At 40.5% G+C, this 25626-nt stretch carries 24 protein-coding genes; 8 read left to right on the top strand and 16 right to left on the bottom strand.

Annotated elements, in window-relative coordinates:
• Nucleotides 1-21 precede the first annotated feature (21 nt).
• The 12 genes from MKY86_RS31555 to MKY86_RS31500 all read right to left on the bottom strand — a co-directional run bounded on the left by MKY86_RS31555 (nucleotide 22) and on the right by MKY86_RS31500 (nucleotide 11276).
• A complete protein-coding gene (locus MKY86_RS31555; RefSeq protein ID WP_076084069.1) occupies nucleotides 22-1677 on the bottom strand; it encodes a recombinase family protein in 1656 nt (551 codons plus the stop codon).
• A 21-nt stretch (nucleotides 1678-1698) separates the two neighbouring features.
• Entirely contained in the window at nucleotides 1699-3231 is a 1533-nt protein-coding gene (locus MKY86_RS31550; protein ID WP_076084067.1) for a recombinase family protein, read from the bottom strand.
• A gap of 8 nt (nucleotides 3232-3239) precedes the next feature.
• Complete coding sequence (locus MKY86_RS31545; RefSeq protein ID WP_340827722.1) at nucleotides 3240-3398, bottom strand: hypothetical protein; 159 nt, start codon at nucleotides 3396-3398, stop codon at nucleotides 3240-3242.
• Between the two features lie 52 nt (nucleotides 3399-3450).
• Nucleotides 3451-3918: a JAB domain-containing protein gene (locus MKY86_RS31540; protein WP_076084064.1), complete on the bottom strand. Its 468-nt coding sequence runs from the start codon at nucleotides 3916-3918 to the stop codon at nucleotides 3451-3453.
• Nucleotides 3915-4316, bottom strand: coding sequence for a hypothetical protein (locus tag MKY86_RS31535; RefSeq protein WP_076084061.1), 402 nt, complete (start codon nucleotides 4314-4316; stop codon nucleotides 3915-3917). Before MKY86_RS31535 ends, MKY86_RS31540 begins: the two co-directional genes overlap by 4 nt.
• A gap of 239 nt (nucleotides 4317-4555) precedes the next feature.
• Nucleotides 4556-6085 (bottom strand): hypothetical protein, encoded by a 1530-nt coding sequence (locus MKY86_RS31530; protein WP_076084059.1) that lies wholly within the window; start codon nucleotides 6083-6085, stop codon nucleotides 4556-4558.
• 46 nt (nucleotides 6086-6131) lie between these two features.
• The gene (locus tag MKY86_RS31525; protein ID WP_076084056.1) at nucleotides 6132-6665 is read right to left on the bottom strand and encodes a hypothetical protein; all 534 of its coding nucleotides are present in this window, start codon (nucleotides 6663-6665) and stop codon (nucleotides 6132-6134) included.
• 71 nt (nucleotides 6666-6736) lie between these two features.
• Nucleotides 6737-7333, bottom strand: a complete 597-nt coding sequence (locus tag MKY86_RS31520; protein WP_076084053.1) for a hypothetical protein — start codon at nucleotides 7331-7333, stop codon at nucleotides 6737-6739.
• 118 nt (nucleotides 7334-7451) lie between these two features.
• A complete protein-coding gene (locus MKY86_RS31515; protein WP_076084050.1) occupies nucleotides 7452-8033 on the bottom strand; it encodes a hypothetical protein in 582 nt (193 codons plus the stop codon).
• A gap of 174 nt (nucleotides 8034-8207) precedes the next feature.
• Nucleotides 8208-9113, bottom strand: a complete 906-nt coding sequence (locus MKY86_RS31510; protein ID WP_076084047.1) for a hypothetical protein — start codon at nucleotides 9111-9113, stop codon at nucleotides 8208-8210.
• Nucleotides 9114-9344: 231 nt separating this feature from the next.
• Nucleotides 9345-10682: a hypothetical protein gene (locus tag MKY86_RS31505; RefSeq protein WP_076084044.1), complete on the bottom strand. Its 1338-nt coding sequence runs from the start codon at nucleotides 10680-10682 to the stop codon at nucleotides 9345-9347.
• An 84-nt stretch (nucleotides 10683-10766) separates the two neighbouring features.
• Complete coding sequence (locus tag MKY86_RS31500; RefSeq protein ID WP_076084042.1) at nucleotides 10767-11276, bottom strand: hypothetical protein; 510 nt, start codon at nucleotides 11274-11276, stop codon at nucleotides 10767-10769.
• 180 nt (nucleotides 11277-11456) lie between these two features.
• On the opposite strand from MKY86_RS31500, the gene MKY86_RS31495 reads away from it, so the two are divergent.
• The gene (locus MKY86_RS31495) at nucleotides 11457-11822 is read left to right on the top strand and encodes a helix-turn-helix domain-containing protein (RefSeq protein WP_076084039.1); all 366 of its coding nucleotides are present in this window, start codon (nucleotides 11457-11459) and stop codon (nucleotides 11820-11822) included.
• On the opposite strand, the gene MKY86_RS31490 is transcribed toward MKY86_RS31495, so the two are convergent.
• From MKY86_RS31490 to MKY86_RS31480, 3 genes are all read right to left on the bottom strand, one after another.
• On the bottom strand, nucleotides 11801-12133 hold the full coding sequence (locus tag MKY86_RS31490) for a hypothetical protein (RefSeq protein WP_076084036.1): 333 nt from the start codon (nucleotides 12131-12133) through the stop codon (nucleotides 11801-11803). The genes MKY86_RS31495 and MKY86_RS31490 overlap by 22 nt on opposite strands.
• Before the next feature lie 116 nt (nucleotides 12134-12249).
• Nucleotides 12250-13287 (bottom strand): hypothetical protein, encoded by a 1038-nt coding sequence (locus tag MKY86_RS31485; RefSeq protein ID WP_076084033.1) that lies wholly within the window; start codon nucleotides 13285-13287, stop codon nucleotides 12250-12252.
• Nucleotides 13288-13348: 61 nt separating this feature from the next.
• Nucleotides 13349-14326, bottom strand: a complete 978-nt coding sequence (locus MKY86_RS31480) for a hypothetical protein (protein WP_076084030.1) — start codon at nucleotides 14324-14326, stop codon at nucleotides 13349-13351.
• Nucleotides 14327-14545: 219 nt separating this feature from the next.
• On the opposite strand from MKY86_RS31480, the gene MKY86_RS31475 reads away from it, so the two are divergent.
• Complete coding sequence (locus MKY86_RS31475) at nucleotides 14546-15628, top strand: BsuBI/PstI family type II restriction endonuclease (RefSeq protein ID WP_076084027.1); 1083 nt, start codon at nucleotides 14546-14548, stop codon at nucleotides 15626-15628.
• A 46-nt stretch (nucleotides 15629-15674) separates the two neighbouring features.
• Here MKY86_RS31475 and MKY86_RS31470 read toward each other — a convergent pair whose 3' ends face one another.
• Nucleotides 15675-17198 (bottom strand): Eco57I restriction-modification methylase domain-containing protein, encoded by a 1524-nt coding sequence (locus tag MKY86_RS31470; protein ID WP_076084024.1) that lies wholly within the window; start codon nucleotides 17196-17198, stop codon nucleotides 15675-15677.
• A gap of 390 nt (nucleotides 17199-17588) precedes the next feature.
• On the opposite strand from MKY86_RS31470, the gene MKY86_RS31465 reads away from it, so the two are divergent.
• The 6 genes from MKY86_RS31465 (at nucleotide 17589) to MKY86_RS31440 (ending at nucleotide 25131) form a co-directional block, all read left to right on the top strand.
• Nucleotides 17589-18704 carry a DUF262 domain-containing protein gene (locus MKY86_RS31465; RefSeq protein WP_076084021.1) on the top strand — a complete coding sequence of 372 codons (1116 nt, stop codon included), beginning with the start codon at nucleotides 17589-17591 and terminating at the stop codon, nucleotides 18702-18704.
• On the top strand, nucleotides 18701-19360 hold the full coding sequence (locus MKY86_RS31460; RefSeq protein WP_076084018.1) for an MAE_28990/MAE_18760 family HEPN-like nuclease: 660 nt from the start codon (nucleotides 18701-18703) through the stop codon (nucleotides 19358-19360). The genes MKY86_RS31465 and MKY86_RS31460 overlap by 4 nt, the downstream gene beginning before the upstream one ends.
• 330 nt (nucleotides 19361-19690) lie before the next feature.
• Nucleotides 19691-20311: a toll/interleukin-1 receptor domain-containing protein gene (locus MKY86_RS31455; RefSeq protein ID WP_076084015.1), complete on the top strand. Its 621-nt coding sequence runs from the start codon at nucleotides 19691-19693 to the stop codon at nucleotides 20309-20311.
• Nucleotides 20312-20712: 401 nt separating this feature from the next.
• Nucleotides 20713-21264 carry a TIR domain-containing protein gene (locus MKY86_RS31450; protein WP_083685651.1) on the top strand — a complete coding sequence of 184 codons (552 nt, stop codon included), beginning with the start codon at nucleotides 20713-20715 and terminating at the stop codon, nucleotides 21262-21264.
• A 314-nt stretch (nucleotides 21265-21578) separates the two neighbouring features.
• Nucleotides 21579-22319: a hypothetical protein gene (locus tag MKY86_RS31445; protein ID WP_076084009.1), complete on the top strand. Its 741-nt coding sequence runs from the start codon at nucleotides 21579-21581 to the stop codon at nucleotides 22317-22319.
• 286 nt (nucleotides 22320-22605) lie between these two features.
• Nucleotides 22606-25131, top strand: a complete 2526-nt coding sequence (locus MKY86_RS31440) for a toll/interleukin-1 receptor domain-containing protein (RefSeq protein ID WP_076084006.1) — start codon at nucleotides 22606-22608, stop codon at nucleotides 25129-25131.
• Nucleotides 25132-25626 lie beyond the last annotated feature (495 nt).

Here is a 25626-nt window from a genome sequence, read left to right as displayed (position 1 = left end):
GGTTTCTTAAGCAAGAAACGATTAAATATATATGTGGAGTTTGCTTTTAAGTCTTAGGGCCTTCTCTTTAACAGAGAAAGCCCCTTCCGCCATGTTATCAGTAGAAGGGGCTACGCTTAAAAAATGCTTTTCGGTCTCCGAATTGAAGCTAAGTTCCACATCCTTGATCCTTCGCCTGTCGTCCAGGGTGATCTTCTTGACGATCAGGTGCAGGAGCGTCTTACGCTGCTCGAATGGAGACTTTCGGAGCAGATCATCGAACCGTTCCATCAGGGAACGCACAAGCTCGTAGGGTACAGGCTCAGCCTCGTCATCACGCAATTCTAGTTCCAGTCTGGACTTTCGCGTCAATTCATCGTCCAAATCGCCATTGATGCCATTCAGGCGCTCGGAGAATAGGTCACGGTCGATCTGGTCCATTTCATATAAGGAAAGGTATTTCCGCTTGTTCTCCTCCAGCTTGGCGATTCTAGCCTTTGAACTAGCCAGTTCCTCCTGAAGCGGCTTTATTCGGCCTACCTTCCTTTCATTGACGTTCTTAACGATAGCTTTCAGTAATTGTGGCTTGACCAGTACATTCTTAATTCTATCCATAACTGCTTGTTCAGCCTCCAGCTTGCGGATACTATTTGCGTGACATACAGAGCTACCCTTACTGCGAAAACTGCTGCAGGAGTAGTACATTCGAGTTACTTTGGTACCATCCTTCATCCGATTGACCGTTCGGCTTGCCGTCATGGCCGCTCCACACTCGGGGCAACGGATGATTCCGGTCAGCAAGTACTCTCCTTCGAAGCGCTTTTTGGGCATAGAGCTTTTTTTCTCCCGGAGCAGCCGAACCTTGTCCCAAAGGCTTTGGTCGATAATCGCCGGATGTAGTCCATCAACGAGAATAGGATTTGCACTTTTCCCTTTACGTCGTTTTTCACTCCAATTCTCGTACTGGTTGTAACGTATCTTACCTATGAACATCGGATTATCCAACAAGTCGCGGATGGAGCAAGTGGAGAAGGGGCCGTTCGCTTTGGTTGTGTATCCTTCCTTGTTAAGGGAATTAGCGATAGATTTGAGACCCTTGCCGGAAGCATACAGCTCGAATATCTTACGGACCAGCATAGCTTCTACTTCTACAATAACCACTTCTGTGTTTTTGCCACGACCTTCAGCAGATCCTTTCACCACACGATAGCCCAGCGGAACCTTACCATTGTGGCTTCCAGTTTTGGCTCGCTGCTTATGTCCCATCTTCACGTTGTCTACAATGGTGTTTCGCTCCAGTTCGCCAACGGCTCCCATCATTTGAAGTGCGAAGCGGCCCATAGGGGTTTCTGTCTCGAAATTTTCGGAGAAGGAGCGGAAAGCGATATTGTTTTTGTCTAGCAAATCTACGATTTGAAGCAGGTCGATATTTTTGCGTGCCATCCGATTGATCTTCCAGACGATGACTTCATCGAACAGTTCGCCCTCGGCATCTTTAAGTAGTTGTTGGAGTTCATATCTTCCCTTCATACTCTTTCCACTTACTCCACGATCTACATACTCGCCAATGATCTGCTTGTTATACAGCTTACAGTAGTTTCGCAGAGTGTCCAGTTGAGCATCAATAGAGTATCCATGCTCTGCTTGCTCATCCGTACTTACTCGCGCATAGATGGCCACTCGTATTATTTTTTGCATATTGGTATTCGCCCTTTCGAATTATTTTGTTGGAATTTGCAGATTGAGCAGGGCGATATTGCCGTAAATGACGGTCTTTTGTATGTCTCGGTCAGGTGAGATAGCAATGCTTCGGATCAGGCTGCGATATAGTGCCTTTTGCTGCTCTGGTTGAGCGGTATGCAGGATCGTCCGCATATCTCCAAGCGCCTGTTGGATACTTGTTTTAGGATAAGAGTGTTCTGGGGTTTGTGATATTAAGCGCTCCACAGTTACTCTTTCTTGTACAAGAAGGTCGGATTCCTTTTTGATCTCGCTCAGGCGTTCCTTCAGTGTGTCATTATTGATATGACCGTCTTCAAAAAGTTCAAAGCAACGAAGGTTACGATTCTTCAATGAAGTTAACTGTGCATCAATTTGCCGTATCTTTTTAAGATGGGGTTCCAGAGTGTTCTCCCGTCGTTGGTTGATTTCTGTGATGAGCTTTGCAGCAATAGATGGATTACTCAGAAAATGTATAATCTGTTCGTTGACCCAAGCCTCGACTTCCGGAGCTCTGACATGGTTTGATCGGCAGATGGATGATCCGTGATTGGAGGAGCGCCCACAGATGTAATACTGAGAACGGGATATAGCGCCATATTTGCGGAACCTTCGTACATGTCCAGGTATCATCCCTTGTCCACACTCCGGGCATTTGAGCAACCCGGATAGTGGAAAGAAACGTTGATTAGTTTTTGTTACAGAATGAGAGCGGTGGGATAACTGAAGCTGAACTTGCTTCCATAATTCTTCTGTTATGATCGCTTCATGGGTTCCGGTTACAAGCTGTTTTTGAGAGCTATTTGAAGTAAATTGAACCTTTCCGATATAGTTACAGTTGTTCAGGATTCCACGGATAGAAGTAGCGCTGAAAGGTTTCTTACGTTTGGTACAAACTCCTCTTTTGTTCAGTTGGTTAGCGATGGATTTATATCCTTGACCGCTAGCGTAGGAAGCGAAAATTTCCTGAACCAATACAGCCTCCTCAGGTACAATTTCCACGCGTGAAAGATTTGGGTCAACAGGATGCGGGAGCCATATATAGCCCAAGACCTGGTTTCCGCTGTTCCATTTGCCCTGTTTGCTACGCTCACGCATTCCGAGTTGTACGTTCTGAGAGATTTGTGCCCGTTCTAGCTGGGCTGTCGCACCCATCATTTGCAGAACGAACTTTCCCATCGTCGTATTGGTTTCCAAACGTTCCTTGAGACTGTAGAGCCCAACTTGATGTTTCTCCAGAAGTTCCACAACGGTGAGGAGGTCCTTCAGATTACGGGATAGCCGGTTGAGGCGCAGGCACATTACACGATTGAAGCAGCCTTTTTCGGCATCAGCAAGCAGCTCATGGAGAGCAGGTCTGCCTTCAATTGATTTACCTGAGCGCCCGGCGTCAATGTACACCTTGTGCACTTCTGCGCCAATCCTTTGGCAGTATTCAAGGAGTGCCTCACGCTGAGCGTCCAGACTGTATCCTTCTACCTGCATTTCGGTTGATACGCGGATATACAGCGCTGCTATAATTTTATATGCCATACGATCACCTAAGCTGCCTTCAATGTTTGGTCCGTAGAAATATCCTGGGCTGGTACAGCTAGAGAATCGGCAAGAACGAAAGAATGAGTATCAAGGTAATGGCAGATCATATCGGAAAGGATATCAATGAATAAGTTCATTTCGTTGGTTGCTGTCATGATTTCCACAGATGCTTCCCCCTTAAAGTAGGTATAAATGTTTGTGTTATAGAAGTAGAGATTACATTAATCCCCGTTCCTTCATGCTCACGAACTGTCCACTGCCGAGAACCAAATGGTCAATGAAATCTATGCCAAGCAGCGTACCGGAGTCACGAAGGCGTTCAGTAATTTCTATGTCTTCTCTACTTGGTAAAGGATCCCCACTAGGGTGATTATGAGCACACATAACAGAAGCGGCATTCGATAATATGCAAATTTTGTAGAACTCCCTAGGGTGAACAAGAGAGGCATTCAATGTTCCTACGGATACAATTTGCAAGGCGAGTGGCTCATTCTTAGTGTTTAGGGTCAGCAGACATAAGCATTCTCTATCGCAATCACCAATGAACTGCCTGAAAAGCTGAGCAGCATCTTCTGGTTTTCTGATCCTGCGCTCGGGGTAAAGGATAGATGATTGCTCCCGAACCATACGGAGACTTAGTACCTGAATGCGTTTTGCGGGTGGCTCCTTGTCTTTGCTTTTCATTGGTTTTCAGCCTCCCCATGAATTGCTTGATTCGCAAGCCATTCCTCCAGTTGAGTGTTCTGAGTTCCCTTTAGAGAAAAGACAGTCTTGAAACTTTCATTATCATATAGAAGCAGAACTCGATAATACTGCACTTCTGGATGTACATAAATTTCTACATAATCAATATGGACAAAAGGGTATGCGAGTCCTAAGGTTTTTAGGCTGGTTAGAGGTTCAAGTTGTTCCATACAGTCAATGGTATGCTTTGAGGTATCAAGCCAAAAGTCAAGGTCATCTTCGTGGGAAGTCAGCAACTCGCATAGCTGGTAAAGCTCTTGTGATACAGACTCCAGCAGACAGGGGGATAGGGTTTGACGGTATTTTGCAAAATCGGATGTACATTGGATAGTGAGCAATATATTCGCCTCCTTACGGATATAGGCCCCCTGTTACTCCAGGGGTACCCATATATAATATATATTTCAAAATATTTACATATCATTAGAGAGACGTTCCCCATTACCCCTAATCTACTTCCGAATACTGCCCTTAGTGACCTTACCGTCTATGCTCAAGACGTAAAGGACGCTATGGACGATAAATTCTACTATTCAGGTATTGAGTCCGATTAGATATAGGTACGGTTACTGCTCTGCTATTTGCGGGGCTTTTTGCTTTGCTTGGCATTTACATTCTTAATGGTTATCGTTCTTACCCCATTCTTTCGGCTTTCGAAGAATATACCAGATTGCTCCAGGTTTGAACGTAGATTGTTCATGCGCCGTGTTAGAGAGTTGGGACTATCAGGCCAGTGCTTTCCGAACCTTCGAATCCCCATATTCATACATATATGGTCTAGGGTGAAGAGTAGACTGGTCGCACTTCCCTTCCACTGTTCTTGCTTCTCCATGAGTTTTAAGATGGATGCAGCTACAGGATTGTTTGACAATATCTCCGCACTGGCACGCTTTTGATTAAGCTCGTAATACTTTATGAAATTGTCACCGTGATCACCTAGAGCTTCACCAATGGCATATCCCCATTTCGCAAAGTCAGCCATACGGGGTAACTTGGAGAGTTGGACTGTAGGATGGATGCTCATAGCCTTGGAAAGAGTGATGAAGCAAGCTCCAAGAATATCCGGTAGATCAGCATAGAATGAATTCCATATTGTGCTTTCATCCTTGCGATCCTCAGCAGGGATACGCTTCATGTCAATAACAATAGAACGGTCCAAAAGGTCCGACCTAGTAACGACAGAATTGATACCATTAAGCATGACGCACCGCTTAAGATTGAGGATAATCTCGTCATCATCGGTATATAGTTTACGCTTGCTGATACTCCCACCCGTAGCAGCCATACAGAGCAGGTCTGAACGCTCAGATGAAAGGTAGTCTAGATTATCGAATGCAAGGGTGTGGTTATTGTTAAGCTGTATGGCTAGATTATCATTGCTGTTAGGCATGGAGAGCAGATCGATCTTGGAGGGGTCGACTACAGCTTTTACCATACGCATTGTGGTTGATTTTGCTGCCCCCTTTTCTCCGGTAAAGACAAGGAGTGGATGCGGGATTTCAGGTACAAGACAAGATATGATATAGATAGCCAATAGGAGCAGGTCTGAACTGCGCTGTGTCCGAAAATGCTTGGACAAAAGCTTGAGTAAACTTTTTGTACAAGAGAAATTAGGTTCAAACTGTGGAGACATATTTTTGGTTCTATAAAAGATGCATGGATCTTTGGTGATGATTTGGTATTTCGTTGCTGATATCATAACGGTACCAATTTTCGAATCACATAAATCATAGAAATAGAATCCTTGTTTTTGGGCTACCCTCCGTTCAAGCCTCTTGACCTTACCATCAAACATAGCCATTGCCTCGAAGTGATGAACGGCTTGCTTGAGTGTATCAGGACTGGGCGGTTTACCCTCGGAGAGGTAGAACATACGACTAAGGTTCAATTTGAAATCCTTGCTGTTCACCTTAAATATTTTCGAATCCCCATTCTCAACCAATTTACAGTAGGGTTCGTCATGCTGGTCGCGAAAAAAGTGATTTTTTGAGTAGAGAGAAATTAGCTTTTGGGCTTCGTTCTGTTTCTGGCTTTCCTCACTCTGCATTTTAGAAGAAGATTTTTGTGAGAAGCCCTTTCTGGGTCTGGGTTTTTTATTATCATCCATATGGAAACCTCAATTCTGTATAGTAGGCTTTAGCAGTCTAAACCGATTAATCTTCCCAGATGAAGTCATCTTCAAGAGCCAGATCGTCTTCGTCACTGTCTAACTCGTTCTCATCCTCGAACTCATCATTATGAGCATAAGGGCTGAAAACGTCATCGAAATCAGATGAATCTTCTTCATCGAAATCTGTTCGGGTGGCCTCCCGCTCAGTGGCGAGTCGAATATGTTTTACCTTATATAAGGGCTGCCCATCTTCGTCCTCAATAGCATCAATGTTCACGATTAATGGTAATCCTTCGAGACTGGATGGATCAAAATAAGACCCTTGACGCAGTAGTGCTCCTAAATCTGTCAAAGTGCTTACAAACTCTCCTCCCCATCTCCAATCTTCAATGATGGAGTAGGCTAGACGATGTATAGTATCATGTCCATCAGGATGAACATCGACTTCCAGAAGGAGATGATGCTGTTTTTTCCTGGCATTTGTGATAATAGCTAGATGTTCGCCGCTATCGACAGGTTGCTGTTTTAGGCATTGGGAGGGGGGAGAAGGATAGTGATAGAGTTTTTTGATTTTCATATTAAGTACTTCCTCTCGGATATGTTAATTTGAATAATTAGTCGTCAAAAGACAATATTTTCTTAGTTGTTTTAGGCTACAAGGTATGATACATCGGTGATTAAGGATGACTGTAAGGGATTATGTCTCCAGATCGCCATGATCGGCACTCTAAAATCAGCGAGTAACTGACCTTGGTACCAAAAAGATTCCGTGACACCGCTGTGAACAATTGGCACTGATGTGTTCCAGATCACTTTGGCGAAGGCTGCGTTGATTTCTTTGGCTAAAATCATACGTACCGTATCAATAAGGTTATAATCGCCTTCAGCGTATGCATTCTGTGATATAGTATCGACTGCTTGCTCAATGGCAGCGAAGACTTTTAGCGCCATAGATTCAATGTTCAACACAAGAAACGGAATTTTGACCGTTATGCTATGGTCAACACTGGACTGTTCGCTGCGCGAGGATGGTTCAGCTTGAATAATTGATTGACTCATACTGCGGAGGTTAGTTGGAGCAGTACTCTTCGTAGTGGCAAAGACAATCTCATGTTCTACATAATGGAGTAGTGGATAAGACTGAGAAGACCAGTCTCCACTCAGTGAATCTTCATCTATGCATTTATAAGAACAGGCTAACTCCTTGAAAGATATACGCAGACTAATGTTTGATTCTGTAGACATAGAATTTCCTCCTCGAATATGTGTTTATTTTTTGGCTGAACATCAACTTGTGGCTTACATAGTTTCAACAGCTGCCTCTGTTCATTATTGACTTGTGCGATAGAGTGGTGGTCGTTGCTTATAAATCCATGTCTAACTTAGAAGTATAAGCTTGCTTGAGACCAATCAAGTCCAGAAGGAAATTGGTGCGGAATATATTATTGAAAAACGTCTCCTCCATGTCAGCGGGGGCGGTTGTAATATTTAGGTCGAAATTGCAAATATCTAGCCCAGTATCTTTTTTTATTTTTTTGACGGCGTGTTCATCATGGATACCACTAACGTTTATAGCCCCCATTCCAAGAGGGAGAGGAAAAGGAAAGCTCAACGTGACATAGAGAGAGTCTTGATCGGTATGAATTTGATCTATACCATTAATTCCATCCATGTATATTTGTAGCCTGAGTTTTGCCTCAGCCATCGACTCGACTCGCAGGATGTCATTACGGACGGTACTAAAGTCCACTCCATCCATCCCCGTAACACTAAAACAAATGTACTCGAAAGAATCAAAAGAAAAATCTTCGTATTGCACTAGCAGGGCTAATTCATACTGACTTGCGATATCCTGTCGTTTACTTTTACATCTTGCCTTGTTGATTTCATTCGATACTTCGTTGATCTTTAAAGCTTTTAGAACTTCGATTGGGTGTTTACTCATAAGATATAACCTCCTGTTTTGTTATTAGTTGGGGTCAACGTGAGGTCCAACTGACAACTTTATAGTATAATTTTTAAAGCTTGAAATAATGAACCTTATTTAGTGTTAGAAAAAAAGTTCTTGACTTTTTTTGAAGACAAAAAAGAGGCCGAAGCCTCCTTACGTAAAATGAAACTATTCTCCTTTATAAATACTTATGGCCTTTTCTATAGCTGAATTGAAATGATCTAACTTAAACCACAGGTCAGAGGGGGGCTCTATACCGGAGTCGATTTGTTCGGAGCTAATATCGGCAAGTTGTTCTGAACGAAGGTCTGCGAAAATTTCAGTAATCCTACTAAATCTTTTCCTTGTTTGTTGCATTTCACTCATATAGTATCTCAAGAGAGCTAAGCGATCTATATCGTTGAGGAGAGCATCATTACTTGTAATAAAGGTGGTGTTTTTTAATTCCTCGATTATAAGTGGTAGAGTGTTGTTATAAAACTCATTAAGCGCTTTCCTGATCATGACTCCGGCACGTTGCTCAATTTTATTAATTTCTTTTGTTAAAATTTCACCTTCTAGTTGGTCAGTTAATATCGCGCTAATTCGTTTAACCACGTCTGAAATCTCTTCAGGATCGAGCTTTTCCAGAGAAGCTTCGATCTCCTTTCTATTAGGGTGTACTTCATGTGGTTGCTTTAATGAAGAAACCATATCACTGATAGTTACAGTCCTATGACTCTCCCCCAGGTTTGGACTTTTTTTTGGTGCTTTGGCGCTAATTTTGCGAAAGGATTTCATTACGGGGTTTAAGTATTCATTTATGATCCAAATCACGTTTTCCTTTTGACTCACAGGAATAAAGACTTCTTTATTAATCTTTAGTAACTCAAAATTTACAGCAAATGCTTCGAGAATTTCTCGGTATTTTTCAAGTTGCTTGTTACTGTAGGTAGTTTTAATTTGCTCTTTAGTCATAAGATGCGAGAGGGCATTCTTATCCGGGGCATCCATATAAACAGGATCATTATTTTTCCCCTCGATAATAAAACACTCTTCTGAAAATGTAGAGAAAGAGATAAGCTCTTTTGACATATTTTATGTACCTCCAGTTTTTGTAATAGAATTTTGCTCTCCTAGAATATCATATTAGAGCTAACGGTGAAGGTAACAGCAAAAAAAAGAAGGTGCTTTTTAGCACCTTCGCAATTGTTCTTATTTAATGAATCCGAGTATCAATTATAATAGCAGCTAGAATTATTCCAGTGGCAGCATGTAGAATGTCCCGTAGGTAAAGGTGTATGCAGTCCGCTTTGGTGCATTCCTTTAATTCTCTATTGTTGTATAATTGGCCGGGGTAACAAACGCTTTATCTACATACTTATACACCTCAAATAAGCCTTGTGATCCATAAGGGGCGTACAGGTCATGACCATCAAGTGTGAAATAAGTCTGACCAGTTATGTCCAGTTCTTGTTTAAGTGGATTGATTTTTGTAATATCATCTACTTTTGTAAATGAGAAAACCCATACCTCAGCGTCAATTAATAAGTCGCCGGCAGCAACGACAAGCTCATTAGTTCCATCATTGTCAAAGTCATAGACGCTTGCTTGCAGCCTGTAACCTTCTTGCAGTTCTCCGAAGTCATCAAAAGCGTCAGATTGATTCATCGAAGACAAATCGAGTGGCCAGCCAAAAGAATCGGCAGTGAAAACAACCAATGCCTTGACACCGTTAGGATGATCTTGCCCCAAGATCAATTCAGCATCAGTAGTTCCAAACCTGATTGGTATGGTTACATCAGGATTTCCCGGAAGCCACTCTATGTCAACGAGGGAAATTCCTGTTGCTGTGCGTATGAGGGATTCCGTCTCCGGCGCATCCCCTTCTACAGGCTCGTCGAAATCAGCAGGGTTTTCATTTTCATTCAGCATTTCGTTTTGCGGCGGTACGGTAGGAATGATCTCAGATACAGGTGAAGGACTTGGTGTGATAGCCAGTTCATCGGAACTGGAAGAAGGGATTACGCCAGCAAGCTCTTTAAGCTCCTGTAGAGCATCTTTCGTGTACCATTCATATCTATTGATGACGGCTTTGGGCTGAACGCAAGCCATTGAGATAATTTTAATGCCGTCTTCCTTGACCTTATCTACATAGAAGGTGAAAAAGAGCGGAGTTTTCGGATCGTCGAGAAAATAGATACCTTTCTCGACGCGATCCGGCTTAATGGAGACGGTGATCACTTCCAGTTCCTCATTGTAGGCAATCACGAGGTCATCCATGGTGTATCCTTCCAGGTAGTTAATCATCGGCCGGAAATAGTCCAGAAGGTTCTCCTCAACCTTAGAACCTTCAGTGTATTCCTTGTTAAAGTTGTTGGGATTGAGGTAGCTGGAAGAAAGCTGCTTCGTAAGTCCGGCTTGCTCAGCGTAATACCAGAACTGATCTGAATCGACAGCTCGCTGGCTCAAGTCTATGTCGTGATCCTGATTATACGTCATGATATCAGTAATGAAATTTTGGACAACCTTCACCTGCTTGCTGTCGCTGGGAGACTTGTCCGAGCAGGCAGTCAACAGAAGAGCTGTCGTCAGCAGGATAAGGCTAAGCAGGCTGTACTTTGAATAGTAAGTTCGTAGTTTATCTAATTTTGTATTGGTCAATATAATCTACTCCTTGCATATAAAGGTGTGATGGCGAGAGATGAAACTAAAGTTAGGTAGGCTATGTTCATTGCCTCCGGTCTACTAGACCTCGTCCATCTCAAGCCCGAGAAAGCGAAGTCCCACGGCAAGTGCTGCATCGGGCTCAAGTATACGAAGCTGATAATTGAACTCCATCTCTAGCGGCGTAAGCTGGTTTTTCAAGAAATGAAGATCAGTCGCGGCGATACTTATGTATCCAAAGGCTTGGATCTCAGTAACAGTTAAGTCATCGAGGTCAGTATCATCGGCGATCTTTTCTAGAATTTTTTCGGAAATAGGTCCTTTCATGTTGCTCTTAGCCTTGCCCCATCTCAGTAATTCTCCGACGCTGGGTGCTTTCTTACTAATCCATTCTGCATGGTTGTAAGCTTCCTCGGCTTGCTCAGGGTTAGTGTCAGCGATTCGAAGGGCGGTGTGTGCCGCGAGATGCTCTCCGTGGTAGTTCTCCATTCTTAGTTCTTTGCAGACAACTAGGATATAGCCAACGATTTCATGTACGGACAGCCGACTATCTGTCAACGGGTATTGCTGAATAAGTTTTAAACGTGACATGTTCACTTTCCTTTCCGGACTTCATGATTAATAGACTCACTAAAAGTGGAATTCAATTACATATAGATGAGACAATTCAATTATACAAACTTATAAGTCAGTTTTATAGTGAATTATTTAGTTTTGTGCTCTGTTTGACTCTGGGTCTATTCCTTACGCTGTATGTAGAGGTGGTAGGGTATGACGGATTTTTTGACGCTTGTAGGAGCGCGGATTAGGCAAATACGCTCGGAAAAGGGACTGTCACAGGCCCGGCTCGCGGAGCTTTCGGAGCTGCATGATACATACATTGGTAGTGTAGAACGGGGGAAGCGGAATATATCGCTAAAATCCCTGGAGAGGATCATGTCAGCCCTGGAGGCCGACCCCTCGGAAGCGCTGAAATTTGGTCAATTAGAGGATTTGGATGGTGTTTTGGACAAGGAGCTCGCCTTGGATATTCATCTTTCCCTGCTAAGGGAGCGTAGTCCAGAGGAAGTAAAGCTGGTCCAGCGGATGGTGCGTGATATGTTCCATACCCTGGATCAGGAGAGCAAGAAGAAATAACAGATCACAGGAGGGCGAATGGATGCTGAAAAGCTCCGATTCGCCCCTTTGTTTGGTCGTAGGAGCGCTTTCTCGGGAGCGGAACGGAAAATATTCTCCAATCGGAATTTCAGTAATTTTCGGTCGATTTGAGCAAACTGTCGGTGAGCCTCCAGCGCTACGGAGAGTGCGGTAACTTTTCTAACCTGACCAGCCTCTGCTTCAATAAAACTGATGATGCTCGTCAAGAGATGCTGGGCTGACTCTACCTGTTGAAGCAGGGTATCTTCCTTTTCGAATAGCTTACCCTTGCGGTTGTTATTCACACTCATTAACTTCTCTCCTCGTATAGTTTAGTATCAGCGCTAACCTCCATGGATTCCCCGAAAAATATCGCCCATATCGTCCTTTCTGTCTATGGCGGAAAGGACGAGCTACTTTTATAACCTTAGCCTTTTACATAATTAGAATGGATAGTGATTTTGGCGTTTCCATGTTTTTTGTAAAAGCGCATGTCACGCGTAGAATTATTGGCCTGCTCGGTAAAACTCTTCGAGAGAGCCTCATCTTCAAATACGAAGAAGTCTCGTCCTTTTTGTCCCCCAAACATGGCGATCATGGCGTAATGATAGCTTGCAGGGTTGCAAACTCCACCGCTACCTAACGGGAGAAGTTCGACAACACTTTCAACTGTTAGTTCGGTTGCCTTGTCAGGATAAAGCTCTAAAGCAAGTAGAAGACAGGCGAAGAGGATGTCAGCATTGGAGCGACCGAGTATTGCACTCGGCAGGAAACGCTCGCTGCTCAGATCATTCCAGTCCACAAAGGAAACGATTGGTTCGACGCTGGGACCGAACTTCTCAGAAAGCTTGGTCAGCGCTTCCCGATTACCATAGGCCATGAGGAATTGGTCGAGCTTGACAGCGGATTGTTCGCCGTGCTGCGCCTGCATTTTGGACAAGAGGCTACGAAAAAACTCGGTGTAAATCGTCAAGGAAGTGAGGTCGGAAGCAGAAGCTTCGGGTGGCACTTCGTGTCCGACTTCGGCAAGAAGATCACGCATAGCCGACAATCGGTGCCTATCTGCCATTTCCAGGTCAGTTGGATATAAAAGGTGCAATAGGAAGGCTGCAGCGTCAAAGCCGAGCGTGTCATTACTGAACTTGTCCGTCCAGAAGGCTAAAATTTCGGCGTGATCATTTATTGCTTGTCCATTAAACTCCGGCCATGACTTAATGGCGGTAATGGCGATTTTCTTTTGTGGAAAAGGAGCGCTGCTACGCTGCCAGAAGCCACACCGCCAGTTCAGGGCAGAACGGATCATGTCGGAGCGGACATGCTGAGGTTCAGCAAACTGCTTCCGCCATTCGTTAAGCGGTTCGGAGGGATATTTGGCGTAAGGGAAGCGGGACATATGCACATCATAGCGCTGGGTGATGAGACCATAGAGCGCTTTTTTCTTGCTTTCACTGAGGGAAAGATTCATGGGCTAGAACTCCTATTCATTTAGTATTCGGAAATGTCGGATATGGCGGTATTTTGAAGAGTTAGAAGAGACCTTCGAAATCTTCAGGAAAGAGTTCGATCGTATCAGAAGATGGAGGAGTGGCTGGCGTTACTGTGAGATCAGGGAGCGGCTCGTCTTGATCGTGCCCATTAAGGAGAGTGCGCTGCGCAGGAGTGAGGAAGGGATCTTTCAGATGTATATAGAAGGGCTTGGCCAACTTGCATACCCAGCGATAGGCATCAGGGACATTGCCACCTTGGAAATCCGGGGTGTCACCGAAAGCTTCGTCTTCATACATAAGCTCTGCTTGGTCTGTTGCCTCGTTGACCCGAAATAGAAAGGCGTTCCCATCCACATATTCGTTGGTTCCGGTATCCGGGTCTGTGGTACGTAGAACGGCGCGGACAATATGCGTAGGCTGATTACTTAAGGAAAAGGGATCACCATCAAATGTGAATGGTTGGGCGTATTCGGGGATAAAAACGGAGGGGGTATTTTCGGTAATTGATAGTGTTGACGCGAGGGAAACCCAGACGTTGCTTCCTGATTGGCTTTCAGGATTGAGATCATTTCGTTCAAACAAATTCCTGAGCTTGTCCGCTATGAGCTCGTCTGCCCACCATCCTATTCCAGCTTCTTGCCGTAGCCACCTTTCGATTACGTCATCGTGCCAACCGGCTAGCGTGAAGAAGGTCATGAGGTAATCATCCGTGTACATGACCACAATCTTGTACAACGTGAGGCCATTGAGATCAATGGCTTCTACATACTCTGGCCTGCTACCGAGCAGTCCAGCATCCTCCGGGCTTAGTCCGACAATGCTCAGATCGTATAGATTGTCACCTGGCTCAAGGATAACAATGTAGCCGTGCCTTTGAAGGGAGAAGAGGGTGTCTTCTGTGTCGCCGTGTATTTCCTTCAGTTGGCTAAAGTAGCGTTTGATGTGGGATAGAAGAGGTGGGGAAAGGTTAGCGGAACGCAGAGAGTTGAGGTCTTGCTGGGTTTGAATTGTGCGCATAGATAAGCCTCCAGAAAAGAGAATTAGTACTTCTTATTAGAAGTACCTTCATTGTTATAATATATGGTCTATCTTTTCTACGTTACATTTTATATAATGGTGATACTTGGAATTGACTGGAGTTTCTGTAGATGTAGAATTTGTCTGGAGAAAAAATTAATACATTGCAGACGATGGTTATTTCTGTTAAGCTGTAAGTGACAAACAAGGAGGGATATTATGACAACTTGGTACGAGAGTGCATTACCGAATGTTGAATTCATTAAAGACAGATTGCACACTATCGTTCCTGATAATGTTGAGAATGCAAATCACGCTAGAAACATTACCGCAGCCCGAACTGTCTTCGTAATGTTATATGCGTATGCAATCGAAGGTGAGGATGGGAGAGTACGTCCTTCAATGGTGACTATTATGACGGATAGACAATCATTGGAGCAGACAAGATCGGCAAGAGAGCGGTGGCGGGCGCTTGTACTTGGACCGAAAAAGCCCAATGATACGGAGAGATGGTATAGCGAAAATACGCGAGAGCCCATCAGAGACGATACCATTGCCTCCTTAAGAGAGATTGGAGCAATCGAAGAGGTAGCTGGTATTCCTACAACTTCATCGAAACCACGCTATTTTTTAGCCCGGGACTTCGTTAATTTACTAAACCCTTCTCTTGATGGTGAGGAATTAGATGAGTTAATCGCAATATGGAGGGTTGCTCATTTGGCCAAGGGGGCTCTTATTCTCCAGGGCTTAAGAGAACAAGAATTGCGGAGCGAAATTCTTGTGGAGTTTGGACACGTAAAACATCCAATGTCCCCAGGCAAGAGTTCGGTACTGACGAAGGCTGCTGTAGAGATTTTTGCACAAAACTTTATGGAGAAGCCGGAGGTCTTACTAATTAGCGAATCAGCTGAAAAAGTACACTGGCAGTTTGGAAAGCTTCTTGAGCGATTAAAACTTTCAATCAATCCTAAGAAAACTCTCCCCGACCTCATAATTGCAGAGACAGGTCCTTCGGGATTTCGACTTGTATTTATCGAAATTGTCCATTCAGATGGGCCAATATCAAATAGCAGAAAGAGGGACTTGCTTGAGTTGGCTGAAGGGAGTGGCTTATCAGAAAAAGAATGCACATTTGTTACTGTCTTTGCATCAAGATCTGACTCTGCTTATCGTAAGGTTCAGAGCAGTATTGCATGGGGCTCGTTTATTTGGTTTGCGGATGAACCCGAGAGAATTATTCACTTAATAGATACTGAATCAAAATTAACGGGAAAGAAGACACTTAACGACCTGCTAAGATAGCTAGAAAACTTAAAAGGCTGTCATATGGCAGCCTTTTAAGAAGTACCTATTCCAGTGAATCTGAGACAATATTATCGATCTCTTGTTGCTCGGGAAAACAATCACCAAATATGGACCCTAAATTAATAAGTACATCATAGGGAGGATAAGGCAAACTCTTTAGATCGCCAACATTCACTTGAGTGTGACCGTTGAACTGTCTAAAGAAACTGTCTACCAGACTAGAGCTTAAGTAAATAGCCAGACCCTTAGCTAGGTCTATTGGTATCCCTTGTCCATTCATATGAAAGTAATTTAAGTGATTTTCAAAACCTACATAATCTGAATCTATTTGCGTTTCATTATATATTGCTGTAACAATACGTCGTGTCTCCTCTTTCGGAGAAAATCTCTTCACCAGTACGTAATTCCCTCGCGGGACCAATTGTTTGACTGTTTCTTCATTTAATAACATCGCATTTGGTTTATCTTTTGGGATAATAGGCCATTGTAAAAAGCCGTTTTGGAAATGGATTGGATATATTAGAGGGACTGTGTTGTCATCAGGTACATCTCTAAGGTTTTCTATAGTTCTGAAATCAACCACTCTTCCAGTAGATACTTTTAAACCCAAGTCCGCAAGGGTCGTCGTAATTCCTTCCATTCGCAACTTGACTCTCAAGTCTGCTTCATCTCGTAATATCCGAATGAATTTATCTTCATCGTCTGGATGTATCAGTTCATTGTACTCGAGTTTATGTGTAGTAGGTTCTTCATTTATATTCTCTGAAGTTGAAATAATAACGTTTCTTGGCTCTAAGTTTTTCACTGCATGATATATAATGTTCTCCTGAAGGACATCATCATCTTTAAAGGAGTCAGTTCTTGAATTAAAGAGGTGTATTTTTCTGAATCTCATGTCGGTTAAGAAGTCTACTCTAAACGGCTTGAAATATGTTCCGTTACAAAAGCTACGGGGAGTAATTGCCACTAACTCACCATTAGGGAGTAGCAACTTCTTTGATATTGCAACAAAGGCACTATAAAAGTTAGTAGTCTCAATGCCTATTCTTCTTAAAGCAATTCTTGTTTCAGACTTACTGCTGATTTTTTTGTATGGAGGATTCAAGATCACCTTATTATACATGCCTCTGCTATTGGCACTAAGTAGTGTAGATCCGTAATTTATGAAGTCCTCATTAATTATAGAATATTCAAACATAATGTTGTTTTTGCGACAAAGCTCCTTACATAATTCTAATGAATTCTGTAAGTGTTCTAAAAGAGTTTCGTCGATTTCAACTGCTGTTACATGAATGCTCAACGGCTTTTTTTCATGTTTGCAAATTTGTGTAATGGTTGCGGTTGTAAGAATACCAATGCCAGCACCGGGGTCAAGTAATTTCAAGTGAGGCTCATATATGTCAAACATATTGCTCATAAAAAGGGCTATGCGTGGCTCGGTAAAGAACTGTCCGAGGTTCGATTTTGTTGCTTTCTCAGTAGCTTTACTCACTTGCTGTCGAGTAACGTTGACCTGAGTCAACAGAAGTTCTGAAAGTAATTCATTTTGTTTATCCATTGTTAGCATGATAAGCCTCCATTCTGACCGACATAAGATAGGTTCAATTATATCAAAGGGAACATACGTGCGATAGATGTCTTAATGATTATATTTTATAGTATGAGGTTTACGGAGTCCAACTATTCATCAGTTATTTATAACTCAATTAGGCAATTTGCAAGAAAAACCACCACCCCTTTTTCGTAAAATTTTGTAAAGACAGGAAGGTCGAAAAAGAAGTATGATATAGGTAAATAATCCTATTTTGACTGAGGTTATTGGACAAAGCTCTCCAAATACTTGTTTTCCGAGGGGAAGGACTCTAAGCAGGTAATACATTTTGCATTATAAGAATTATTTCTAAGAAAATGCAGCATATTATTAATGTAATAAACTTCATATTAGAGGAGTGTTAGAATGTCTTTACAAGAAGAGATAAACACAATGTCCCGAGTAATCATGACAGATAGTTATCCTATGTCTATAGGAGAGCTGACTAACATCTATAAAGAAGGCGACATGGATCTTCACCCTGAATTTCAGAGGATTTTTAGATGGGACATAAAACAAAAATCTAACCTAATCGAGTCAATATTACTGGGCATTCCCATACCTCCAATTTTTGTTTATCAAACAAAAGAAGGGGTCTGGGATGTTATCGATGGCCTTCAAAGACTCTCTACAATTTTTGAATTTATGGGTATTTTAAAGGATGATGGAGAAGATGGAGAAGTGGTTACTGTCCCAGCAAGTAAGTTAATTAAGACGAAGTTCCTTCCGTCATTAAATAACAAAATGTGGGAAAATGAAGATGTAGAATTAAGTCTAGATGAGGCACAGCGAAGATTTATAAAAAGAGCAAAGCTTGATATAAAAATAATTGAAAAATCGAGTGACTCGAATGCTAAATATGAATTGTTTCAACGGTTAAATACAGGAGGAACTCACCTCAGTCCTCAGGAGATAAGAAATTGCCTTCTTGTTATGATAAATAAGAATCTTTACAATATGATTAAAGAGTTAAGCGATTATAAAAGTTTTACAGATTGTTTACCATTGTCAGATAATAATATTGAACAGCAAAATGACATGGAATTGATAGTAAGATTTATTGTAGCTAGACATAGTGATTTAGAGGCTTTGAACAGGGATGACAACATTCATGAATATTTAACTGAAAGAATAACACAGATAGCTCAAGAAAATACAATTGATTTGGAACTAGAAAAAGCTGCGTTTATACAAACCTTTGACTATCTGAATGAATTATTGGGAGACGAAGTATTCAAGAAATACTATGAGAATAAAGGTAGATATGAGGGGGCTGTCCTCATAAGTTCATATGAGGCAATTGTCTTAGGCGTTAGTAAAAATTTGGAAGATTTAAAAGCTAAAAATAATGAAGAAGTCATAGATATGATCAAAGCTCTATACTCTAATTCTATTTATGTAGATAGTACAAAAAGGGGTGCGAGACCATTAGGTCGATTTAAGAATCTTTCGAAATTGAGTTTGGAGTATTTTAAGGTATGAAAATAAAAACTGTTGAAAAACTTGAGGATTTAATAGATAAAGATTTAGCTTGGAGAAAGAAAGAACTACTAGATATAAAGAGATTAATAAGTAGGAAAGGTTCCAATAAAAAGCTACATATCCGAGCTGGCTTTGCCCTACTATCTGCAAATTTTGAAGGTTTTATTAAATATGCTGCAAATATGTACATTGTTTTTGTCTCTTGTCAAAAAATCCCTTATTGTGATATTAAGAACTGCTTTCTTTCTATTAGATTCCAGGGGAAATTTGATCAATGTACTGAAACTGAGAGATTGAGTGTCTACACTTCCTTACTTGATAATGTTCAAAGTATTCAGACACAACACTTTAAAGTAAGTGATGAAAAGGTAATAAAAACTGAGTCTAATCCAAGTTCAAAAGTTCTGAAAGAGATATTAATAAGTATAGGGTTGGAACATGAACCATTTGAATCAAAAAATCATTTTATTGATTACAGCCTTTTGAGTAATCGACATAAAGTTGTGCATGGAGAAGTAACAAGCTTTGAGCCTGAAGATTTCTTTGAAACTTTACAAGAAATTCTTGAAACAATGAATCTGCTCAGAGAGAAAATATTTGAAGCAGCAGCCAACAAAAAGTATTTGAAAAGCCCTCAATTAAATCAAGTTGGATAAAAAATGAACCTAAAGGCATCCCAATTTTGGGGTGCCTTTAAATTTCGCCCTACAGATGATACGGTGAACCGTATCATAAGTGACGGCGAAAACTTGATTTCATTTAGAGTCTAAAATCCTGCATGAGTACTTAAAGAGAAGGCCTCTAATCGGGAAATAAGTCTTTGTTTCTAAGACCCTGTGGATTAGAAGGGTTATGATTCTCTTAGTCATAATTGTGTCCACCATTTCCCATTTTTGTGTTATGATAAGGATTGAGCTTATTTATTGAAGAAGTCAATTAATACGATGTTAGATGAAATCTCTGATAGCTGCTAAAGGAGAATTTATATGATTGAAGATAAAAATCCATTAGTGTTTATAAGCCATAATAAGGATGACAAAGAAATAGCTAGAGAAATAGGGCTATTTCTTGTTTCTGAAAGTATCGGTGTATGGTATGACGAATGGGTTATTTCTGCTGGCGATTCAATAACAGAGCAAATTAATGGTGGTCTGTCCGATTGTACACATTTCATTATTTTATGGTCTCACAATTCATCTAAATCTAATTGGGTAAGAAGAGAATTGAGTTCCACAATTAGTGCATCAATTTCAAGCAGCGGACGACCTAAGATTATTCCATTAGTGTTGGATCAAACACCGTTGCCGGCTTTGTTAAATGATATTTTTTACATTAGATATAACGGTGGTTCTGAAGAAGATAGATCTAAAATAATACGTGCTATTACAGGTCAATTTGCATCTCAATCGTATATAAGGGCAATTGTCAAGAAGTATAAAGAAGTTATTTATGATTATGAAGATAAAGATGATCCCCTACCTTTCAAAGCTTGTCCGGATTGTGGAGGCACAAAGTTTAAGAAGTATATGCATACTGATTATAGAAAAGATGATAATTATTATTTCATAGATTGCTTAGAGTGTGGGTGGAGTGAGTGGACTCAATGAAAGTCCGAAATTTTCGCTTAACTCCAAAGTTACATATAGGGCTGATTTGCTCTTGGTCGGCAGAAAATGAAATCAGCTGCTAACATCCGTAAGTCATGATTTCATCCTTCGGTCATAGGACCCATTCCACAGGCCCTACTGGAGCGGTTTTCGGTTTTTAGATGATTGTGGTAGATAGGCCGTAATTGACAACGAGAATTTTGCTATAATCGCAGCGGATTTTCTTCGATGTTGGCATAAAGGGGAAAACGCACCCCATCGATAATGGTAAAGCAGAAGATTAAGTTTAAGGTGGGGGGGGAGCAGCGATGCTGAATTTAATGATCGGTTGTTGCTATTAAGAATACAATGATTTGAACTCATGAAATACAATAAACTGTACAAAGGGCAGGTATAAAAACATGGCTATAAGAGGAAGAAATTTTGCATTGCGGAACAGTCAAGGATATTTCGAGTCTTTTTCCGCACAAAACTTTACTGGAAAAAATGTATGCATTTTTTTATCCCATATTAGTGTTGATAAAACTGCAGCAACCAAAATAGGAGACTACATACAGGATGCTGGCTTTAACATATACTTAGATATTAATGATGAAGACCTTCAAAGAGCAGTAGCTAATAATGATGCAGCTAGAGTAACGACTGCTATTGAGAAGGGTGTATCAAATTCTAGCCATATGATGTGCATTGTCAGCGAAGCCACTAAAAATTCATGGTGGGTACCATACGAAGTTGGTTATGGGAAAAAGAGCAACAAGGAACTGTCTACCCTTGCACTTCGTAATGTAACCAGTCTTCCAGATTATTTGAAGATAACATATAAAATCGAAGGTGTTATTGGATTAAATAAATACCTCAATTCAATTAGGAAAGGGTCTACTTCTTATGAGTTTCTCACTGAATCTGCAAACTATCATCACAGTTTAAACCCGTATTTAAAAACTGATAGGTAATGTCTACAACCTAAGATTGTTGTTGTTGATGTTTAGACTACTCCCTATTTTATCTATTGAAGTCATATGCATCACACCTCCAGATACGTTCCTTCATACTGAACCCAAAGAATAAATGCACATGGTTCAACCTCTCTTATTAGTGTTGGGAATACGCCTTACCGAATCCAATTTATTCATAATATTGCTGCCTCAGCATTTCCATTATTATAAGAGGCCTGAATATGATCGTTCAATTTTTGGGTCAAACTTGCTTGGCGGCTCATGATGCTCATCACGTGCTGTATAAATAAATTAATGAATGAGGAAGATACATGAAGAAGTTCCATCCACTATTTTGGGGAATTTTATTAATAATTATTGTATTGCTAATTACATGCTTCTTATATGATCTTAACTTTCTAAAATCTATGCGTTTTTTTCAGAACATAAAAATAGTCTCGACTTACTTTTTTGGCATACTGCCTTTGTTTATTTTAGTGGGATTATTTCTTTTGTTAATGACAAATAAATGGGCTTTTAAAATTGAAAAGCTTAGTCTAGGCGGCTTTAATCTTATGTTTGATAACCCTGCAAAGCTATATAAAAGGGCAGTTCGCTCTTTTCTCGACACAAAGCGGTCCTTATTCAAAATTGACTTGGAACGCGATAACTTTGATGAGACCCTGTCATCATATTATAAGACCTATGAATTCTTTAGAGAAGAGATGAAAATTCTTGATAATGAAAAGAAGCGTGGTAGATGGAGCAATAAGGGTGAGCAACAAGAACTTTATAAAGTGACAAATGAAATTGTGCAGGTACTTAATGAGTTCCTAACATCCCATCAGAATAATTACAGGCGCTGGTATAAGCGCGTTTCCGATACTGATAAAGTAACCACTATTGATGGGGATTCTGAACTCCGCTTTCATATGACGCCGATCTCTGAGGTGCAGAAACAATACTACAGGTATTCGGAAATATGTGAAGGATATACTAGAGTGAATCTGTTTTTTAAATCGACTGTCAAAGACATCTTTGAAGTAAACACCGATAAATGGGGCGAAATATAATTCGTAAGACGTTTGTTAGCCATTATCATACTAACAAGCAGGGCATAAAGAACGTTATACTGCCTTTTAGTCATAGTAGAATATGAGTGTACGTACTTCTTTACTCTGTAATCGTGGAATCATACTCCGTGCACAAACGAATCAGTATAAACATTACCTACCTGAATTTGTCCATAAAAATCATGAATATGAAAAGTATATTGTAGCAGAGAGAGAATTAGAAGGATTTCGCTCTTGTTTCAAAATGTACAAGGAATATATTTTTGGTTAAAGGAGTGATATATAGATGAAGGCGTTCTTATCTCATTCATCAAGTGACAAAGAACTTGTACGTGCTATCGCAAATGAACTAGGTAGACAGTTTTGCATTTTTGATGAACAAGCCTTTTCTACAGGAGTAGATTTTATTACCTCAATTGAAGAAGGTCTTTCTGACTCATCGGTATTTGTATTACTCGCCAGCCAAAAGGCTTTAGAATCAGTTTGGGTTGAGCTTGAACTACATGAAGTTGCCTATAGGAAAATCCAACGGCAAATCGAAAAAACCTTAGTATTTATAATTGACTCTACGGTAGATATTTCGGCTATGCCTGCTTGGCTGTTGCGTGGAAAAATTGAAAGACAAATAACTCCCAAGTTGATTTCTAGAAAAATAAGACAGCACCTAGATAATCTGATGAGAGATCAACAATTCCCCTATTATGTTGGTAGATTGAGCAGTATACAGGAAGCGGAGAATAAAATGATGCCGATTGATGGCTCATCCCCTCCCAAAATTGTAAGTATATTTGGCTTAAGAGGGATCGGAAGAAGAACCTTTGCTCTGAGGCTATCTAATGATTTACTCAATTTAGAGCGAATTCAACAAGTGAGAATTGAAAGTGGTGATTTACTTAAGGATTTAGCGATCAAGCTTGCTGATATAGTTGAGCCCTATACGACAAAAGAAGGTTTGTCATTTATGATTCAGAAAATAAGAAATGAAACTAATGATGAAACTATCAAACGAACAATAAGTTACTTGGCGACGTTAGTTCGCAACTCAGCTATGCCTGTTATGGTAGATGAAGGTGGTTTATTGGACGAGAGCGCTTATTTAACTCCTTTTCTTGAAGAACTCATAAGAAATATTCCGAAGGATGAAGATATATATTTAACTTTGGTCAGCTCTCGCAAGCCTATTATTGAGACAGAGTATGGTAATACTGCAATTCCGATACTTCGGCTAGATCCCCTGAAAAGCGAAGAGATGAAAAGGTTAATAACCATATTGTCCAATAAAGAAAAATTAAAGTTGAATTCAAATCAAATAACTGAGCTTTCAGAATACGTTGCTGGATTTCCACCTTCTGCTTACCATTCTATAGCGTTAAGCAAAGAATATGGTGTGGATATAGTCTTGTCTGATAAAAGTAAACTTGTCGAATTTAGATCTACTTCTTTTATTAGATTCTTAAAAAACGATGTAAGATTTAATGATACAGAGAGAAGGATATTAAGAATTCTTGTTGTCCATTCTCCCTTGCCGATTTCGGTTCTAGGTTTAACCATTGAAGTGACATCCCCAAATCCTTTTTCGGATGCAATTATAAACCTAATTAACTTAGCGTTAGTTGTTCCAGATGAACATGGGAACTACAGTATATCTGAACCTGTCCGTGAAGCGATATATGGGGAGATTGGAAGGCCAACAACTGAGGACAGTAAACTCGTATTTAAAAAACTAAATGATTACCTTATAGAAAATACAGATTCTCATCTCGATCTCTTTAGAGTTCTATTTAGAGCTCAAGGGATGTACAAGTTTGATCGTTCAGATGACAATGCAATTAATTTAGCAAGTGATATCATACGATTGACAGAGGAGCTTTATCATTCACAAGATTATGTACACTGCATATCTTTTGCTAAAGAGGCATTACGGGATAGGCCGGATAATGTAAAAGCAAGGAGTTTTTTAATCCGAGCTTTAATTCAAGAAGAACAATGGAAAGAGGCTCAGAATGAGATTGAAGTATTAAAACGAGACAGAAAATTTAGAGATGCATATTACTTAGAAGGTTTTTTAGAAAGGAAAAGGGAAAGGATTTCTGAAGCTATTTCTGCTTATACACGTTCTATTGATTATGGTCGGACTGATACCCCTGTTTATCGTGATCTTGCTCAATGTTACTTTTTATTAAATGACTATGTTAATGCACGAAAATTCATTGAAATGACAGGCAAGGAAACAGATAATCGTTTCATTGTGGATCTACAGATCCAAATATATTTAAAAGAGAAGGATGAGGAAAGAGCTAGAGAAAAATTATCAATTTTAAAGGATCTCGATTCTAAATCCTACTATTTACATAGATGCTCTACTGTTGAATATCAATTTGACCATCTTAATGAGGCATACAAGGCCTCAATTGCAGCAGTTGATGCTGACAGACGCCCTTCTTTTGAGATGCTTGCACAGTTAATCAACTGTGCAATTGAAATAGGTGAGAATACTGTAGCCATTGATAACTTAAAGATTTTGAATGAAAGATATAAGAGAGTAAAAAGAGATTTAAGGGACGGACTTAGAAGCAAGTATGAAATATCAGTTAGAAATTATTCAGATGCCTTAAGCATTCTTAATAATCTAAAAGATAAAGAAAAGCCTGTTATATTAGCGTTGCGTTGTGAAGCGATTGAAGGATTATTAAGGGAAACCTTTGTATCTGACAATGTTAGAGTCGGGCTTCAATCAGAATTAGAACATTTAAAACAAACATTGAATCATGCTCCCCCTGCTGAGTTGCGTTTTTATATTGATGAAGACTAATTATACTAATGTTATAAATATTTATATATTTTTATTGGTTTTTAATATATTAAATCACCATTTTAATAAATTATAAGAAAAAATATGGCTAATATTCACTTCGCAGTTCAAGGAGTTTCGTCTTTAATATGTTACGATGAACCATATTATAAGTAGTGGTAAAACTGAATGTTAGAGTCAGACCTGTAACGGCTCTGGCTCTTCTTGTTTTAGGGAAGATAAACTCAGAGTAGTACCAAAAGTAATTCCACACAATCCAGGCACAAGGATTAATGGCCTCTCTCTACATCCCCATCCTCCAACACAACTCATCCAAAACCTCACCCGCCCTTCTCATCACTCTCTTCATATCCTCGTCCGTTATCATCTCTAACTCCTTCCCCTCCCCATTAACGAGATAATTCAGTTCACCCACAAACACCACAATCTCAAGCCCAGGATGATAGTCGGTATGTATCAGGAGTAACAGATCATTTAATGATATCTCTGAGCCGA

Source organism: Paenibacillus sp. FSL R7-0333, assembly GCF_038000365.1.
GTDB classification, from domain to species: Bacteria; Bacillota; Bacilli; order Paenibacillales; family Paenibacillaceae; genus Paenibacillus_AQ; species Paenibacillus_AQ silagei.
Note: the sequence above shows the minus strand (reverse complement) of the source record. Positions and strands in the feature narration are given on the sequence as shown.